The organism is Pseudomonas sp. BYT-1, from assembly GCF_023611805.1.
GTDB lineage: Bacteria > Pseudomonadota > Gammaproteobacteria > Pseudomonadales > Pseudomonadaceae > Aquipseudomonas > Aquipseudomonas guariconensis.
The window spans coordinates 4,185,211-4,202,297 of sequence record NZ_CP072559.1 but is presented as its reverse complement, the minus strand read 5'-3'; the positions used below and the strand labels follow the sequence as shown (position 1 = coordinate 4,202,297).

General features: G+C 59.3%; 18 protein-coding genes. 12 read left to right on the top strand and 6 right to left on the bottom strand.

From position 1 onward, the window contains the following. Positions 1-42: 42 nt before the first annotated feature. The 3 genes from minE to minC form a co-directional block, all read right to left on the bottom strand. Positions 43-297 (bottom strand): cell division topological specificity factor MinE, encoded by a 255-nt coding sequence (minE, locus tag J5X93_RS19700; protein ID WP_043206650.1) that lies wholly within the window; start codon positions 295-297, stop codon positions 43-45. A 3-nt stretch (positions 298-300) separates the two neighbouring features. Next, positions 301-1,113 (bottom strand): septum site-determining protein MinD, encoded by an 813-nt coding sequence (gene minD / locus J5X93_RS19695; protein WP_043206649.1) that lies wholly within the window; start codon positions 1,111-1,113, stop codon positions 301-303. A 96-nt stretch (positions 1,114-1,209) separates the two neighbouring features. Beyond that, positions 1,210-1,971 carry a septum site-determining protein MinC gene (gene minC / locus J5X93_RS19690; RefSeq protein WP_043206647.1) on the bottom strand — a complete coding sequence of 254 codons (762 nt, stop codon included), beginning with the start codon at positions 1,969-1,971 and terminating at the stop codon, positions 1,210-1,212. A 110-nt stretch (positions 1,972-2,081) separates the two neighbouring features. Here minC and J5X93_RS19685 point away from each other — a divergent pair, with 110 nt between their 5' ends. Together J5X93_RS19685 and J5X93_RS19680 are read left to right on the top strand one after the other, a co-directional pair. Next, positions 2,082-3,017, top strand: coding sequence for a lipid A biosynthesis lauroyl acyltransferase (locus tag J5X93_RS19685; RefSeq protein ID WP_043206646.1), 936 nt, complete (start codon positions 2,082-2,084; stop codon positions 3,015-3,017). Positions 3,018-3,032: 15 nt separating this feature from the next. Then, positions 3,033-4,190 (top strand): patatin-like phospholipase family protein, encoded by a 1,158-nt coding sequence (locus J5X93_RS19680; protein ID WP_043206644.1) that lies wholly within the window; start codon positions 3,033-3,035, stop codon positions 4,188-4,190. A gap of 70 nt (positions 4,191-4,260) precedes the next feature. Here J5X93_RS19680 and J5X93_RS19675 read toward each other — a convergent pair whose 3' ends face one another. Continuing rightward, positions 4,261-5,076, bottom strand: a complete 816-nt coding sequence (locus J5X93_RS19675; protein WP_090343639.1) for an MlaA family lipoprotein — start codon at positions 5,074-5,076, stop codon at positions 4,261-4,263. Next, on the bottom strand, positions 5,069-6,367 hold the full coding sequence (mlaY, locus tag J5X93_RS19670) for a lipid asymmetry maintenance lipase MlaY (RefSeq protein ID WP_043206642.1): 1,299 nt from the start codon (positions 6,365-6,367) through the stop codon (positions 5,069-5,071). The genes J5X93_RS19675 and mlaY overlap by 8 nt, the downstream gene beginning before the upstream one ends. Positions 6,368-6,591: 224 nt before the next feature. On the opposite strand from mlaY, the gene J5X93_RS19665 reads away from it, so the two are divergent. Further along, positions 6,592-6,957 (top strand): hypothetical protein, encoded by a 366-nt coding sequence (locus tag J5X93_RS19665; protein WP_043206640.1) that lies wholly within the window; start codon positions 6,592-6,594, stop codon positions 6,955-6,957. Between the two features lie 67 nt (positions 6,958-7,024). Here J5X93_RS19665 and J5X93_RS19660 read toward each other — a convergent pair whose 3' ends face one another. After that, the gene (locus tag J5X93_RS19660; RefSeq protein WP_102082281.1) at positions 7,025-8,587 is read right to left on the bottom strand and encodes a glycoside hydrolase family 17 protein; all 1,563 of its coding nucleotides are present in this window, start codon (positions 8,585-8,587) and stop codon (positions 7,025-7,027) included. A 217-nt stretch (positions 8,588-8,804) separates the two neighbouring features. Between J5X93_RS19660 and J5X93_RS19655 the strand changes: the two genes are divergently transcribed. The 9 genes from J5X93_RS19655 (at position 8,805) to J5X93_RS19615 (ending at position 17,005) form a co-directional block, all read left to right on the top strand. Beyond that, the gene (locus J5X93_RS19655) at positions 8,805-9,665 is read left to right on the top strand and encodes a glycine betaine ABC transporter substrate-binding protein (protein WP_043206638.1); all 861 of its coding nucleotides are present in this window, start codon (positions 8,805-8,807) and stop codon (positions 9,663-9,665) included. Positions 9,666-9,877: 212 nt separating this feature from the next. After that, positions 9,878-10,189 (top strand): DUF485 domain-containing protein, encoded by a 312-nt coding sequence (locus tag J5X93_RS19650; protein WP_043206637.1) that lies wholly within the window; start codon positions 9,878-9,880, stop codon positions 10,187-10,189. Then, on the top strand, positions 10,186-11,850 hold the full coding sequence (locus J5X93_RS19645) for a cation acetate symporter (protein ID WP_043206636.1): 1,665 nt from the start codon (positions 10,186-10,188) through the stop codon (positions 11,848-11,850). The genes J5X93_RS19650 and J5X93_RS19645 overlap by 4 nt, the downstream gene beginning before the upstream one ends. Positions 11,851-12,130: 280 nt before the next feature. Continuing rightward, positions 12,131-13,174, top strand: a complete 1,044-nt coding sequence (locus J5X93_RS19640) for an AAA family ATPase (protein WP_180962736.1) — start codon at positions 12,131-12,133, stop codon at positions 13,172-13,174. Between the two features lie 10 nt (positions 13,175-13,184). After that, positions 13,185-13,919 carry a hypothetical protein gene (locus J5X93_RS19635; protein WP_043206620.1) on the top strand — a complete coding sequence of 245 codons (735 nt, stop codon included), beginning with the start codon at positions 13,185-13,187 and terminating at the stop codon, positions 13,917-13,919. Between the two features lie 90 nt (positions 13,920-14,009). After that, positions 14,010-14,711: a hypothetical protein gene (locus J5X93_RS19630; RefSeq protein ID WP_102082278.1), complete on the top strand. Its 702-nt coding sequence runs from the start codon at positions 14,010-14,012 to the stop codon at positions 14,709-14,711. 83 nt (positions 14,712-14,794) lie between these two features. Beyond that, on the top strand, positions 14,795-15,490 hold the full coding sequence (locus J5X93_RS19625; protein ID WP_102082277.1) for a hypothetical protein: 696 nt from the start codon (positions 14,795-14,797) through the stop codon (positions 15,488-15,490). Between the two features lie 34 nt (positions 15,491-15,524). Beyond that, on the top strand, positions 15,525-16,286 hold the full coding sequence (locus J5X93_RS19620) for a hypothetical protein (RefSeq protein WP_139205737.1): 762 nt from the start codon (positions 15,525-15,527) through the stop codon (positions 16,284-16,286). A 32-nt stretch (positions 16,287-16,318) separates the two neighbouring features. After that, a complete protein-coding gene (locus J5X93_RS19615; RefSeq protein WP_145997245.1) occupies positions 16,319-17,005 on the top strand; it encodes a hypothetical protein in 687 nt (228 codons plus the stop codon). The last annotated feature ends 82 nt before the right edge of the window (positions 17,006-17,087 follow it).

Below are 17,087 nucleotides of genomic sequence, written 5' to 3'. Positions count from 1 at the left end.
TCGGACAAGCCGCTCCCACAGGGGCGACCCGAAATAGCTGGATCAGCGATCGGGCAGGGTGATGTTCAGCTCCAGGATCGAGCAGCTACCCTGGTTCTCAAGCTCGATATGCACGTCGTCGCTGCCGATGTTCACGTACTTGCGGATCACTTCCAGCAGTTCTTTCTGCAGGGCTGGGAGGTAGTCCGGCTCGCTACGCTGGCCGCGTTCGTGCGCCACGATGATCTGTAGACGCTCTTTCGCTACCGACGCGCTGCTTTGTTTCTGTCTGCCACGAAAGAAGTCAAAAAGGTTCATGGTTTACTTGCCTCCAAACAGGCGCGCGAAGAATCCTTGCTTCTGCACATCGATGAACCGCAGTGGCTTCTCTTTGCCCAGCAGGCGGTCGACAGTGTCGCTGTATGCCTGACCGGCATCGCTCTGGTCATCCAGGATCACTGGAATACCTTGGTTGGAGGCCTTGAGCACGGCTTGGGATTCAGGGATCACACCCTTGAGCTTGATCGCCAGGATCTCTTCGACGTCGGCGATGCTGAGCATTTCGCCCTTTTCGACGCGCTCAGGATGGTAACGGGTGATCAGCAGGTGTTCCTTGATCGGCTCTTCGCCGTTCTCGGAGCGGCGCGACTTGCTCGACAGGATGCCCAGCATGCGGTCGGAGTCACGAACCGAGGAAACTTCCGGGTTGGTCACCACGATGGCTTCGTCGGCGAAGTACATCGCCAAGTGAGCGCCCTTCTCGATGCCGGCCGGGGAGTCGCAGATAACGAAGTCGAAGGACTCCTTGAGCTCCATCAGGACCTTCTCGACGCCTTCCTGGGTCAGGGCGTCCTTGTCGCGGGTCTGGCTGGCAGCCAGCACGAACAGGTTTTCCAGGCGCTTGTCCTTGATCAGGGCTTGCTGCAGGTTGGCTTCGCCGTTGACCACGTTGACGAAGTCATACACTACGCGGCGCTCGCAGCCCATGATCAGGTCGAGGTTACGCAGGCCCACGTCGAAGTCGACGATGACAGTCTTGTAGCCACGCAGTGCGAGGCCGGTACCGATAGCGGCGCTGGTGGTGGTCTTGCCCACACCCCCCTTGCCGGAAGTAACCACGAGAATCTTGGCCAAGGTGTTTCACCCCTAAATAAACGGGACGCGTGTCCCTGCAAATACAAAAAACGGCAACGGGAAAAAAGTTGCGCTAAAAATGCCGGCAAGTATCCGTTAAAGACGGGTGATGTTCAACACATCGCCGGACAGGCTGATCTGCACGCCAGCCCCCCACAGCGGGTCGCGACGCAGGTCTTCGCACACCTTGTACTGACCGGCGATGGAGACCATCTCCGCCGTCATCTGCTGGCAGAAGATACGGGCCCGGGTGTTGCCCTTGATGCCTGCAAGCGCGCGACCGCGCATGGCGCCGTACACATGGATGTTGCCATCGGCGAGAAGTTCCGCGCCGGGGCTGACCGAGGCAGTGACGATCAGGTCGCCGCCTTGGGCGTAGATCTGCTGGCCGCCGCGTACCGGCGTCGTGATGATGCGGGTGGGGCGCACTTCCGGTTCGGCCGGTGGTGGTGGCGGAGCTGGTGCGGGTTCGGGTTTCTTCACCTCGGGCTCCGGCTCCAATGGCCGCTCACGCGCACCGGAGGGCGGCAACACGGGCAGATCGATGGCGATCGCCGCGGCGATGTCCTCGATTCGGCTGGCGCGCACGGCCAGGGTACGCAGGCCATGGTGGCGACAGACGCGCATCAAGCCGGGCAGGTCGATCGTCCCACAGTCGGCCGGCAGCTTGTCCAGGGCCAGTACCAAGGGGGTATTGCTGAAGAAATTGGGGGCCTGGGCCACTTTCGCCGCCAGTTGCCGGTCGAGGGCTTCGAGGTCGTTGCGCGCCAGTTCCAGCACAGTGATGGCAAGCATGCTGCCTTTGAGCTGGAAGACGGGTGCGGTATCGGAGGTCGGGTTGAGGCTCATGGTCTGCATAGACGGCTTGTTGCGAAAAAAGTGCCCTGACTTATAACGATAAGACCCGTTGGCCGCAACCGCAGCCGAACCGATGTAGAATGGCCACCTTTGTCTTGCCGGAAGCTTCAATGGAACGCCCGCGTTTTCGTCCGTATTTTCTTCACCCACGATTTTGGGGCCTTTGGTTGGGCCTTGGCCTGCTGTGGCTGGTCGCCCAGTTGCCATACCGTGCCCTGTTGGCCTTGGGCCGTGCCTTGGGCGCGCTGATGTACCGGGTCGCCGGTGAGCGCCGGCGTATTGCCGCGCGCAACCTGGAGCTGTGTTTTCCGGAGCTGTCGCGCGACGAACGGCAACATCTGCTCAAGGAAAACTTCGCTTCGACCGGCATCGCCTTCTTCGAGATGGCCATGAGCTGGTGGTGGCCCAAGCCGCGTTTGGCACGCCTGGCCCATATCGAGGGCCTTGAGCACCTGCAGGCCGCCCAGCGGGAGGGGCAGGGTGCCATCCTGATGGCTGTGCATTTCACCACTTTGGAGATCGGCGCCGCCCTGCTGGGCCAGGCCCATACCATCGATGGCATGTACCGAGAGCACGGTAACCCGCTGTTCGACTACATCCAGCGCCGTGGTCGCGAGCGCCACAACCTCGATTCGCTGGCGGTGGAGCGCGACGATGTGCGCGGCATGCTCAAGCTGCTGCGCGGCGGCCGCGCCATCTGGTACGCGCCGGACCAGGACTACGGCGCCAAGCAGAGCATCTTCGTGCCGTTGTTCGGCATTCAGGCCGCAACCGTCACGGCGACCACCAAGTTCGCCCGCCTGGGCAAGGCCCGGGTGATCCCTTTCACCCAGAAGCGCCTGGAGGATGGCAGCGGCTATCGTTTGGTCGTTCACCCACCACTGGAGGACTTCCCCGGCGAGACCGAAGAGGCCGATTGCCTGCGTATCAACCAATGGGTCGAAGGTGTGCTGCGGGAATGTCCGGAGCAGTACCTGTGGGCCCACCGGCGTTTCAAGTCGCGTCCGCCGGGAGAGCCGCGGCTTTATGACAAGAAAAAGCGCTGATCGCGAGTGACAACGATGGCGCCACTCCCCACCACAGGCCTGATTCTCTCCGGCGGCGGCGCCCGTGCTGCCTACCAGGTGGGGGTGCTGGCTGGTATCGCCGAGTTGCTGCCGCCGGGCGCGGCCAACCCGTTCCCCGTGATCGTCGGGACCTCGGCTGGCGCCATCAACGCCGTCACCCTGGCCAGCGGGGCTACGCGCTTCACCGAGGCGGTACAGCGGCTGACGACCTTCTGGCAGAACTTTCGCAGCCACCTTGTGCTGCGCAGCGACTGGCCCGGTGTCATCCGCCAGGCCAGCCGCTTCGTCAGCCACAATTTGTTGGGGGTCGGCGGTCAGGTCCCGGTGGCGCTGCTCGACAGCAGCCCCTTGCGGGGCCTGCTGCAATCACATCTGGATCTTGATGGAATCGGCCATTCCCTGGCTGCCGAGCAACTCAGGGCGGTGGCCATCACTGCCTTCGGCTATGAGTCCGGCCAGGCGGTGACGTTCTATCAGGGGCGCGGCACCATCGAGCCCTGGTTGCGCCATCGGCGCATTGGCGTCCCGACTTCCCTGACCATCGAGCACCTGTTGGCGAGCTCGGCGATTCCGTTGCTGTTCGCCCCGGTCAAGCTCGACGAGGAGTACTTCGGCGATGGCGCGGTGCGCCAGTCGGCGCCGATCAGCCCAGCGCTGCATCTTGGCGCCAGCCGGGTGCTGGTGGTAGGGGTCAGTGGCAACCCGCAGCGGCCTTCGGCACCGATGCCAAACCAGCGGGTATTCAGTGGCCAGCAGCCCAGCCTTGCGCAAATCGGCGCGCACATGCTCAACAGCACGTTCATCGACAGCCTCGAGGATGACATCGAGCTGCTCCAACGCCTGAACCACCTCAGCCACCTGCTGCCGGCACACCTCAATGCCCGGCGCCTGGGTCTGGCACCGATCGATGTGTTGGTGGTAGCGCCCAGTCAGCCGCTGGACGAAATCGCAGCGCGCCATCGCCGCGAACTGCCGGCGGCGCTGCGTCTGTTCCTGCGTGGGCCGGGGGCGACCCGTACCAGTGGCGCGGGAGTGTTGAGCTACTTGTTGTTCGAGGCCAGCTATTGCAGTGAACTGATCGAGCTTGGGCGTAAAGATGCTTTGGCCAAGCGGCGGGAACTGTGTCAATTCCTGGGGTTGAATCCGCCTTGATGCCGACGAGGGCCGCGCCCACCAGTTTCCTACGTGTGGGCGCGGGTTTGCCCGCGAAGGGGTGAAGGATCTACTCGGCGATCTGCAGCTTGCGTGCCTGGGTGTATACGTAGCGCACCTTCTCGTACTCGAAAGGTGAGTTCAGCTGCCCGTAGCGGAAGTTGGTGGTGTAGCGCTTGTCCACTGCCCGCAGCACAGTGATTTCCGGGTGATCGCTGCTGGCATCGGCAACATTGAGGAAGTTCGCCTCCCGTTCACCCACATAGTCCACCGCCAGCCCGGCAGTGTCGCGCAGGTTCGACGGCCCCAGGATCGGCAGCATGATGTAAGGCCCGTCAGGCACCCCATAGAACCCAAGGGTCTGGCCGAAGTCTTCGCTCTGGCGCGGCAGGCCCATCTTGGTCGCCGGATCCCACAACCCACCTACGCCTATGAGGGTGTTGAACATCAGACGTGCGGTGATCTCGGCCGAGCGCTTGGCCTTGAGTTGCAACAGACTGTTGAACAGGTTGGGCACATCGCCCAGGTTGTTGAAGAAGTTGCTTACCCCGGTGCGTACGAAGCGTGGAGTGACGTAGCGATAGCCGTCGACCACCGGCAGCATCACCCACTGGTCGAAGCGGTAGTTGAAGTGATACACGCGCCGGTTCATCGACTCCAGCGGGTCATAGACATTCAGCGCGGTCAGGGTGGAGCGTTCGAACTCGCGCTGGTCGAGCCCTGGGTTGAATTTCAGTTCGCGCAGCGGGTCGAGGAAGCCGTCGGGCTCGACCGTCGGGGAGTCGGCCTTGTCGGCTTCCACCACGCTGGTGCGGGGCGCTGTCTCGGCTGCCAGGGCGTTGCCGGCGACGAGCAGGGCGGTGACGAGCAGCAATTTGTTAACCACGGAAGAACTCCAGCATCGCATCGCTGTTGACGCGGTAGTTGAGGTTGCCGCAATGGCCGCCATGAGGGTAGAGCGTCAGGCGATCACCGAACACCTTGCGCAGGAAGCCGATATCGCCAGGGCCGAGGATGACGTCGTCGGCGTTGTGCATCACGGCGATCTTGGGGCTCTCCCGCAGGTAGTCGGCCAGTGCGTAGAGGCTCACCTGGTCGATCAGTTGCAGCACGCTGCCGCCATCGGTGCGGGCTCGCCACATCGGGATCACCTGCTCGGTGATGTAGCACTCGAAATCGCACTGCAGCGCACGCTTGAAGAACGGCGTGAGGCTGCTGCCTTCGGTGATCGGGAATTTCGGCGGAGTGATCAGACCACGGCGGTTGACCAAGTCGGAGGTGAAGGCGATGTCGGCCGCCGAGAAGCGGAACGAGGTGCCGATCAGCATGGCCATCTGCTCGTTGGACAAGTGTTGGCGCGACTTCTGGAAGTCGTAGAGTAGCGCCTCGTTGAGGTCGATGTAGCCCTTCTGCTGGAAGTACAGGGTGAGCTTTTCGAGCATCAGCTCATAGAACGTGGTGCTGCGATCGATGCCTTTGACCCGGGTTTGCACCAGCTTGTCCAGGTTGCTGACCGAGGTGTAGAGGTTGACCGGGGGGTTGAGCAGCAGCACCCGCTTGAAGTTGAAGCTGCGCCGGGTCTCGTCCAGGTGGCTGACGAAGGCTGCGTCGAGGGCTCCGAGGCTGTACCCGGTGAGGTAGAACTCGCTCACCGGCAGGCGCGGGTGTTGGGCACGCACGGCCTGCATGACGCGATACAGATCCTCGGCATCGTCCTTGCTCACGCCCGGCGTGGCAAAGCGCGAGGCAGCGCTCATGAAGTCCCAACTGGTGGGCGAGGACAGTTGCACCACATGGAAGCCCGCCTGGTAGAAGAGCTTTTTGAGGTATTCGTTGATGCTGCTGGAATAGGGCGCGCCGGTGCCGGCGATGAGGAAGATCAGCGGTGCTTCGTGATCCTGGCGGGCCAGACGGTACTTGAGCTTGCGCACGGGCCAGAAGTTGTCCGGCAGCGTGAAGGCTCGCTCCGGTCGCAGGTTGAGGCTGTAGTCGGATTGGCTGATGTCCTCGTCGTTGGGCAGCGTCGGGCGCTGCTCTGGCGGCGTGGTGGCGATGGTGGCCTCGAACGGATTGGTCAGCGGATAGCCATAGCTCGCGGCGTCGATATCCCGCGCCGAGGCGGCTGTGGCCAGGAGCAGGCCGCAGAGCGAGGCGACGAGGCACAAGGGTCGAAGCATGGGATCCCCCAAGAAAGTACGTAAGGCAAATCGCTACCTAGGACCATGATAGGCAGGGCAAAGTTGCCTGCCGCAGTGTTCTTTGTCGTGCCAGATGTTGCCGCGACAGTCTACGGCGCGGCAAACGGTCATCCTTGGAACATAGCCGTCATGCGCGGATTTTGCCTTGCAAGGTAGGCACGGGCGTTTATGCTGGCGTTTGTTTTCAACCCGTTGGAGTTCCCATGGCCCGCTCGTTGCCCATCGCCCTGTTCCTGCTGTTGCTGTCGGCGTGGCTGGCGGCCAGCTATGGAGTGCGTTACGGGCTGATGGAGGATGCCCGCTGGGTCGGGCTGTGCAGCGCGGCGCAGGGGTACTGGCAATGCCAGGCCCGCTCGTTGCTGGGATTGGGCATCCATCATCAGGTGCTGGCCTGGGGCGCGCTGGGTATTTCGCTGCTGGCGCAGTGGGTGCCGGGGCGGGGCGGGTGGGGGCTGGCGGTGCTGGGGCTGTTGTTCGGGATTCCTGCTTTGGTGTTGTATACCGCGAGCATTGCAGTATTCGCGGTGGTGCTGGCGGGGTTGCGGTTGGTTCGGCAGCCTGCGAACTAGACCCGGGATTTTGTTCGTGGGTAAACCCGCTCCCGTACGAATCACCGCGGGCGTTGCGGGAGCGGGTTTACCGTGAAGGCACCTCTTGGTTTTTGCGCAGACTGCGCCACAACGCTGCGACCATCGCCGCGCTGACAACCGCCCAGCCCCACGCCTGGACATTGTTCACTCCTTCTATGAACAACTGCGGTGCGATCCCGGCCCCTACAATGAGCGCCAGCAACGCGATCTCAGCCCTGGGCGCCGCCACGGGGCGCGCCAGGTAGACCACTGCCGGCAGCACCAGTGCCGCCGTTGGGAAGCTGCGATAACGCGGGTCGAACACCATCGCCAGCATGCTCACCGCCGCCGCGAAACCCGCCGCCAGCAGCCACCATCGGGCGTGACGTTCCAGCCAGGCGAACAGACGCTCGCGCCAGCCGCCGCGAGCGGCCAGTGCCAGCGCGCCATGGGCCAGCACTACCAGGTTGAGCCCGGCCAGCCATCCTGCCCACACCCACTCGCCGGTGAAGCGTGCGTTCGTGCGCACCAGCTCGCCCCACAACCCCAGGCTTGCCGCGCCCAGCGCGGCCAGCAGCGGCAGCAGCGTGGCCGCGTGCCGATTGCCAGGTCGTCCAGCCAGCAGCAAGGTGGCCGCAAACAGCAGCACACCTGCCAGCCACCACTGCGGCCAGTACGGCAGGTTGCTCACCGGTCCTTCGAGCACGCCCTTATCCTGACGGTCGGCGTCGTACAGCCCCCAGTAACCGCCAACTGCTCCCTCGCTGGCGCGCTTCCAGGGCTGGTCAAAGGCTTCGATCAGGTTGTAGCGCCAACCGTTGGCTTCGGCCAATGCAACGAAACCACGGATGAAGCGTGCTTCGTTGGCTCGGCTTGGTGTGGCGGTTTCACGCTGGCGCCCTTCGCTGGGCCAGCCGGTCTCGCCGATGAGAATGTCCTTGGGGGCAAAGCGTGCGCCGAACTGTCGGCGCACATCGGCCACATGGGCCAAGGCATCGTCGATGCCGCGGGGGTCGTCCTCCCAGTAGGGCAGCAGGTGGATGGTGAGAAAATCCACCTCCGGTGCTATCTGCGGATGCTGCAGCCAGAATTCCCAGACGTCGGCATAGGTCACCGGTACCTTCACCTGGCTTTTGACCCGAGCGATCAAGCCAGCCAGGCGGTCGCCGGTCACTTCCTTGCGCAGTAATGCCTCGTTACCAACGATCACGGCGCTGACCACATCCGGATTGGCGTTGGCCGAGGCAATCAGCGCGTCGACTTCCTTATCGGTGTCCACCGGGTTGGCATTGACCCAGGCGCCAAGCATCACCTTCAGCCCATGTTTGCGCGCCAGGCCCGGAATCGCCTCGAGACCGGTCATCGAGTAGGTGCGGATGCACTCAAATCGCTCGGCCAGCAGCGCAAGGTCCGCGTCCATGCGGGCCGGACGCAAGCGGAAGGGGTGGTCAAACGGCGACTGGTCCTTGTCGAACGGCGTATAGGAGGCGCACTGCAATTTGTGTGTAGGGCTGGCCGCATCGGGCAGGTGCACAGGCTTGCCAAGCCCGTACCAGAGCGACCCGAGCCCGATCAGGGCGAACAAGCAGGCGATCAGATAGAGGGGCAGAAGGCGTGTGCTGCTGGGCATCGGGCGGTCCGTCGTCAGGTGCAAAGGGCTAGATGATAGCCGCAAACGCTCTAGATCAAGCATTCACCATGCAAGGATCACGCAGGGCGCATGATGGCTCAGTGATTGATGGCGATTTGCTGTCGTTTATCGGTCGGTAAAGGTCGTGCTCAGAGCAGGTCGGCTATGGTGTGAGGATGATGATGCAACTTCCGAGACCTGACGAGGGGATGCTTTGATGGCTACGTTTACAAAAATGCGACGTTTCCTGGGTGTGGGGACAGCCCTGGTTTTGGCCGTGAGCGCTGCACAGGCAATGGCCAAAGAAGTAAGCATAGGTTACGTGGATGGTTGGTCCGACAGTGTGGCAACCACCTATGTGGCCGCCGAAGTGATCAAGCAGAAACTCGGTTATGACGTGGACCTCAAGCCCGTCGCCACCGGCATCATGTGGCAGGGTGTGGCCACCGGTAAGCTCGACGCCATGCTGTCGGCCTGGCTGCCGGTCACCCATGGGGAATACTGGGGCAAGAACAAGGACAAGGTGGTCGACTACGGCCCTAATTTCAAGGATGCCAAGATCGGCCTGATCGTGCCGGAGTACGTCAAGGCTGCCAGCATTGCCGACCTCAAGACCGATGAAAGCTTCAAGCACAAGATCGTTGGCATCGACGCCGGTTCCGGCGTGATGCTCAAGACCGACCAGGCCATCAAGGACTACGCCCTGGACGGTTACAAACTGCAGGCCAGCTCCGGCGCGGCGATGACTGCCGAACTGGGCCGCGCCTACGCCAAGCAGCAATCCATCGCCGTGACCGGCTGGGTGCCGCACTGGATGTTCGCCAAATGGAAACTCAAGTTCCTTGAAGATCCGAAAGGTGTGTACGGTGCCGCCGAAACCGTCAACAGCATCGGCAGCAAGGAACTGGCGACCAAGGCGCCAGAAGTGGCCGAGTTCCTGAAGAACTTCCACTGGCAGTCCAAGGATGAGATCGGCGAGGTCATGCTGGCCATCCAGGAAGGTGCCAAGCCCGATGCCGCGGCCAAGGATTGGGTTGCCAAGCACCCAGAGCGCGTGAAGGAGTGGACCGGCAAGTAATCAGACTCTGTAGTCGACTCTGCTGTTTTCGCGGGTAAACCCGCTCCTACAGGTATTGCACAGGCCTGTATGAGCGGGTTTACCCGCGAATTTGTTACGCAATCTGTAAAACACCGTTGCATCTAAGACTAAGGTCGTCTGGTTGGTGTCCATCGGCAGAATAAAGTAAGGGCGGGTTCTCCCTTATTTGCGTTGCTGCTAGGACAAAAACAATGAACGACAGCATCTACCAATCGATACAGAACAGTCCGCGCTTCAAGGAACTGGTCACCAAGCGCGAGCGTTTCGCCTGGATTCTTTCGGCGATCATGCTCGGTCTCTACTGCGGCTTCATCCTCCTCATCGCCTATGGCCCGCAGATCCTGGGCTCCAAACTCAGCCCTGACTCGTCGATCACCTGGGGCATTCCCTTGGGCGTCGGCCTGATCGTTGCGGCATTTGTCCTGACCGCTATCTACGTGCGTCGCGCCAATGGCGAATTCGATGAGCTGAACAAAGAGATCCTCAAGGAGGCGCAACAATGATCCGCCAAGCCAAAGCCCTGGCCGTCCTGGCCTGCGGCGCTTTCGCACCCGCCGTGTGGGCCGCCGATGCCCTGACCGGCGAGGTGCACAAGCAGCCGCTCAACGTCTCGGCGATCGCGATGTTCGTCGCCTTCGTCGCCTTTACCCTGGGTATTACCTACTGGGCCTCCAAGCGCAACAAGTCGGCCTCGGACTACTATGCCGCGGGCGGTCGCATCACGGGCTTCCAGAACGGCCTGGCGATTGCCGGTGACTACATGTCGGCAGCCTCCTTCCTGGGGATTTCCGCGCTGGTGTTCACCTCCGGCTATGACGGCCTGATCTACTCGATCGGCTTTTTGGTCGGCTGGCCGATCATCCTGTTCCTGATTGCCGAACGCCTGCGCAACCTGGGCAAGTACACCTTCGCCGACGTGGCTTCCTATCGCCTCGGGCAGAAGGAAATCCGCACGCTGTCGGCTTCCGGTTCTCTGGTGGTCGTGGCGTTCTACCTGATCGCCCAGATGGTCGGTGCCGGTAAGCTGATCCAGCTACTGTTCGGCCTGGACTACCACGTCGCGGTGATTCTGGTGGGTATCCTGATGTGCCTGTATGTGCTGTTCGGCGGCATGCTGGCCACTACCTGGGTACAGATCATCAAGGCCGTGCTGCTGCTCTCCGGCGCAAGCTTCATGGCGCTGATGGTGATGAAGCACGTAGGCTTTGACTTCAATACCCTGTTCTCCGAGGCGATCAAGGTCCACGCCAAGGGCGAGGCGATCATGAGCCCGGGCGGACTGGTCAAGGACCCGATTTCGGCGTTCTCCCTGGGTCTGGCGCTGATGTTCGGCACTGCCGGCCTGCCGCACATCCTGATGCGCTTCTTCACCGTCAGCGACGCCAAGGAAGCGCGCAAGAGCGTGCTCTACGCCACCGGTTTCATCGGTTACTTCTACATCCTGACCTTCATCATCGGCTTCGGCGCGATCCTGCTGGTGAGCACCAACCCGGACTTCAAGGACGCTGCTGGCGCCCTGATCGGCGGCAACAACATGGCGGCGGTGCACCTGGCCAATGCCGTAGGCGGCAGCGTGTTCCTGGGCTTCATCTCCGCAGTGGCCTTCGCCACCATCCTGGCGGTAGTGGCGGGTCTGACCTTGGCCGGCGCCTCGGCGGTGTCCCATGACCTGTACGCCAGCGTATGGCGCAAGGGCAAGGCCAACGACAAGGACGAGATCCGTGTGTCGAAGATCACCACCATCGCCCTGGGCGTACTGGCGATCGGCCTGGGCATCCTGTTCGAGAACCAGAACATCGCCTTCATGGTGGGCCTGGCCTTCTCCATCGCCGCCAGCTGCAACTTCCCTGTGTTGCTGCTCTCGATGTACTGGAAGAAGCTGACCACCCGCGGCGCCATGATCGGTGGTTGGATGGGCCTGGTCAGCGCGGTCGGCTTGATGATCCTTGGCCCAACCATCTGGGTGCAAATCCTCGGCCATGAAAAAGCCATCTACCCGTACGAGTACCCGGCGCTGTTCTCCATGCTCATCGCCTTTGCCGGTATCTGGTTCTTCTCGGTGACCGACAAGTCCAAGGCTGCCGAAGACGAGCGCGCGCTGTTCTTCCCGCAGTTCGTCCGTTCGCAGACCGGTTTGGGGGCCAGTGGCGCGGTTTCCCACTAAGGTCTTGCTTCTGCCAATGACGCCCCGCCAGTCGGGGCGTTTTTATTGGCTATGAGAAATTTCACAATCCCATAGGACGTTTCGCAGTTTCATTGGGACCAGTCTCGTTAAAAAGGTAAGCCAGATTGCCCACACTTCCCGCTTCGACCCCGTACTTCCGGCAAGGCCGATTGACGACCTCATGGGGCGCTTTTACACGTTGAAGCCCGTTGCATGACTGATGCTTGGATGTAGGTTTCGTCTGACACGCCAAGCGGATGTTTCCTATTACGTTTGGGAGGTGGCCGAGGCGCATGAACAGCAGGTGATGGTCCATGCCCACGTCGATGCGATGTGCGTGGCGCATGTGCTTTCGGGCTGGACCGGAATCCCACTTGGCAAGCTCAAGGAACGCACGCAAGCCAGCGAAACGACGTTGCTCGGCCAGCTGCAAACCTACGTGGCCGGTCAGGAACCGGCATTGAAGGCGCTGGCCCGCAAACTGTTCATCACCCGAGCGGGGCTGCAGGCACCGGACAAGCCGGCTGGAGTGTTCATGCTGGCCGGCCCCTCGGGGGTGGGCAAGACAGAAACGGCATTGGCATTGGCACAGGTGTATGGCTCAGGGCCAGAGAGCCTGATCACGCTGAACATGTCCGAATTTCAAGAGGCGCATACGGTCTCTGCACTCAAAGGGGCACCGGCCGGCTACGTAGGCTATGGCAAAGGCGGAAGATTGACCGAAGCGGTCAGGAAGAGACCGCACTGCGTGCTGTTGCTGGACGAATTCGAAAAAGCTCACCCCGACGTACGCGAGATGTTCTACCAGGTCCTGGATAAGGGCTGGATGGAAGACGCCGAAGGGCAACGCGTGAGTTTCCATGATGCCTGGGTGGTGATGACCACTAATGTGGGATCGGAACTGCTGACTGAATGTCGTGCGGACGATGAGGTGATGTCGCATGTTCGCCAAGCCTGTGCCCAGGTGTTCAAGCCGGCCTTCATGGGGCGTGTGAATCTACAGGTCTATCAACCGCTGTGCCTCGAACAGTTAATGGCAATTGCCCGGCTCAAACTGGACAAGATCGTTGATCGCGTCGGTGAAGCCTCCCGAGGGCATATGCAGCTGGTCGTTAAACCGGCCATTGTCAAAGCGATTGCAACGGCGTGCCGTGTGAGCCAAAGCGGGGCGCGAGAAATCGATGAACTGATCGATGAACACGTGCTTCCCGAGCTGGCAAGGGTCGTAGCGGCCGAACAGGGGAAGACAGGGGTGCTGACTCTGTCGTTTTCGAAAAACCGCTATCAGTGTCAGTGGAAAAACCTTTCGGCGGTCGAAGCGTAGGGGGCAAGAAATGAGCATCTTCAGTTCCAAGGCAGCGTATAAACACGCCATGCCGTCGGTTTCCAACTTTGAAATGCGTGGCGTCCTACCTGGCCCGCGGTACTCGACGAATCCAGCGACAGAGTCCAAGTTGGGTGAATGGGCGAATCTTTCTGCTAAGGGCCTTTGCCTGGTGCACGCGATCAGGACTGACCATGGCCTCTCGAGTGAATTGACGAGAAGGCCCGCTGAGGAGGTATTCCAGCGGTGGGACGTGTTCTCGACCTCCTTGATAGCCTGTCCGAGCGGTAAAGCTGGAAGGCAACAGGCGCCACTCGGAACGTTTGCCGCGATTGGACTGATATTGGAGGTCCCGCCTGAAAATATCTTAGGTACTTTCAGGGGGGATGTGTACTTTCCCACCCATGAAACGGGTGAGAAGAATAAGTTTGCCCGATCCGTATTGTCTGGGCGTTCGGCCTATAAAGACAAGCCGTTGGGGCGGCGCGTTTATATAAAAGGCGGCTACAATCGTATCGAGACGCCTGAGTGGGTGGCGTCGAAGATTTATATATACAGTGAAGTTCTCGTCGTGGGCAGGCCGGGATTCAAGTTGCACTACGCAATGACCAAGCCCATCAAGGTCGTCGGTATTCTCCACCATCAGAATTGCGAGTTGTCTTTGCGTGACCTGCCTTGGGAAAGGGTTGCGTTACTGCGAAGGTTGTGTGAGTTAAATCCGACGTTGCCGCTTAGTGTTGTTTAAGACTGTCGAGACGTGATCAATCGCCGATCAATCGAAGTGGCGAATGGTCGAATATTATCTGTTTGAACAAAATCTGAAAGTGAGAGACTCATGACTGATTTGAAGTCCAAGTTGGCAACTGCTACGTCGTCTTTGCTGCGGCGGCGCCCCGCCAATACCAAGGTCAATATGCATGGCAAGGCATGCACGCCAAAATATTCCCTCGACCCCAAATTGGAACAGCGATTGACAACGTGGGAAGACCTGGATGATCGCGACCTTTTCTTGGCACATCCCGTGACGCTGGAGTGTTTCTTGAGCAGTGATCTGAGTCGGCGAACAGCGGAGGATGTTATCGGGGAGTGCGATGTGTTTTCCACCTCATTGGCTTCGTATGGCAACCCTGCCTCGGTACCGTGGACTCGCGGGGTTGGCCTGATTCTGGACATAAATCCTCAAAATATTCTCGGGACGTTTACTCGGCCTGTCGGGCTGCCGTTTCATGGACGGACCTCTAAGTATCAGTTGGCCCACAGCATAGAGGCGGGTATTAGCCAGAGCGGAAAGATAATCAAAGGCGGGTATCGCAAAATTATGACGCCGGAGGAGCTGCTCAAGTACAAAAATGTTGGCAATGAAGTACTGGTCATTGGTCGGCCCAACACGCATGTGCATTTTGCCCAGACGCGCAAAATCAACGTAAAGGGTGTGGTAATTGTCAATCGGAACGATAGTGAAAAACTGCGTGAAGATTTTAATTTGATTAGGCTGCTGCGAGTGCAGAATCCAGGCCTTGAAGTCTATTCCATGTAAGACCTTGTTGAGGAATTGTAGAGGTGCGGTGCGTTCATACATGCTGACGTGCCATCATATACGAACGGGCACTTGAACTATCGATGGGCAGGTTGAGCGACGTGGGGCGGCTGCACCCCAAATACTCTTATGATAAAAGTGTCGAGCACGCCCTGGGTCAATGGGAGCGACTGGCGGAGCAGAACAGATTTCTCGTGCATGCTTTCGACCTGGATAAGTTCGAAAGAGGCGACCTTTCAAAGAGACGGGCCGAAGACGTTTTCAAGTCGTGGGATGTCTTCTCCACCAGTCTGGTGGACTCCCTGCGGGTCTTCAGGTACAGACGCCGCTATAACAATACAGGATCAGCCATTCCAACCCAGGTGTTCGGCGAGCTGGGTTTCATTCTGGAAGTGCCGCCGCAAAATATTCTGGGAACCTTCCCGGAAGATGTCATGTTTCCGACGCACCTTCCCAGTAAGGATTTTAAGTTTGCCGATGCAATACTCAATGGTGTCTCCAAGCTATTTTCGCAAAGGCTGGTGGAGAAATATAATAAGGTCGTTCCGCCAAGCGACATCATTGGGCGAACGGCGTTTCATAATGAAGTGCTGGTCGTCGGCAAACCTAATGTGAATATATATTGCACGATGACGCAACCGATCAGGGTGCGCGGTATTCTTTATGCGCCTAAATTCGAGGTTGCGGAAAATAATCGGGACCGATCGAGTTTCGAACGGTTGGATTTTATAAGTCGCCTTCGTCAGTTGAATCCAGGGCTTGGTGTTGTACAGGTCTAAGGCGTGGGCTAATACGAGGTGTCATGTGGGGTGGTTGAATAAAATACGCGTCAGTTCGAGATTCGAAGCGCTATCGGGAAAGGATTCCAAAGCTGCTTTTACCTTCAAACCGGCGACTGCCTATCCAGCATATTCTTTTGACAAGAAAGTCGAAAAAAATTTGCAAAAATGGGGGCGTATTTCCGAGATGGGGCTGTGCTTGGTGCATGCCGTGGGCGAGCACGCGCTGGACGACAGTGAGCTGTTCCAAGGGCGCGCACAGCACGTCTTGAGCGGGTGGGATGTCATTTCAACGTCGTTGATCAGTCGCAGACGGCCATGGGCGCAAGTGCAGATCCGCAATCGGGATCCAAAGATCGCCCGGCTGCTAAGGAAGCCTCCGACGATGTATGCAAATGTCGCGTTGATTCTACAGGTACCGCCAGAAAATATTCTGGGAACCTTCCCAACGGACGTCTTCTTCCCAACGCATGAACCGGCAAAAGACTACAGGTTTGCGAGTGCAGTTTTAGGCGACAGAAGTACAGCGCGTCCGGTATTAGGAGGGGCATATACTCAGATTGAGTCGCCGCGCAGGATAATGGAAAGGACCGGGAAAGAGATGCCGGGTACTAAGTATAACGAGATTCTCGTGGTGACCCGCCCTCATGTCAGGTTGCACTTTTCGGAAACGAAGAACGTTGAAGTGAAGGGTATTATTTACACTCAAGGAAGTTGTGGTCTCAGTCCGTCGGAAGCCGAGGTGCTTCAGCGCTTGCGCGAATTGAATCCCGATCTTCCAGTCGAGGAAGGGTAAGCCTGACTTGGCGAGCAGTGTGAATCTGAGCGATGGTTTCAAAAGCGAAAGAGCGAAAACTATATTCCAATCACACCGCGATGCAGCAGGTTTTATCGCAGTGGGAGAATCTCGACCGCCAAGGCATGATGCTGGTGTGCCCCTTCACCTCCATCACGGCTTTATGTGGCTATGAATTGCCAGTCATCCAACAGTGGATTGATCGTCATTGGGTACTGTCCACGTCATTGGTCAATCCGAGCGACATCGAAAAGCAACGGAAAAGCTATCGGCGAATGAATAGGGACGGGCATTTATTTTCCGGTATGCCGGAGGAACTTGGTATTGTGCTCGACGTGCCGCCGCAAAATATCCTACGTGCTGCGGCGGCACCGATGATGACTCGTACCCGAATCAATCAGCAAAAATTCATATTGGCAAACAATGGGTTATTCAGTGTTGAAGGTCCAGATATCACGTCTCAGACGGATGCCTCCTTCAACGTTGTTACACCCAAAACGCTAATGAAATCGACCCGTTGGCAGCATAATGAAGTTTTGATCATGGGCAAACCCAACCAACATGTACATGGTGTTGTCACGCAGAGAGTCATCGCCAAAGATATCGTGGTGCTTTCGAAGGACACGCAGTCCGAGTTTTCCCATGAAAATCGGAAGTTGTGGTTGGGTTTTCATACGGCGAATTACTTCAGGGGGCCCTATGCGCCAGCGAGGCGTTAAAGGTCGGAAGAAAGCTAATGATGGTGCGGGGCGCCGTACTGCCGCCTGAAACTCCGGTGTGGACATTGTGTGTTTGAAGTTT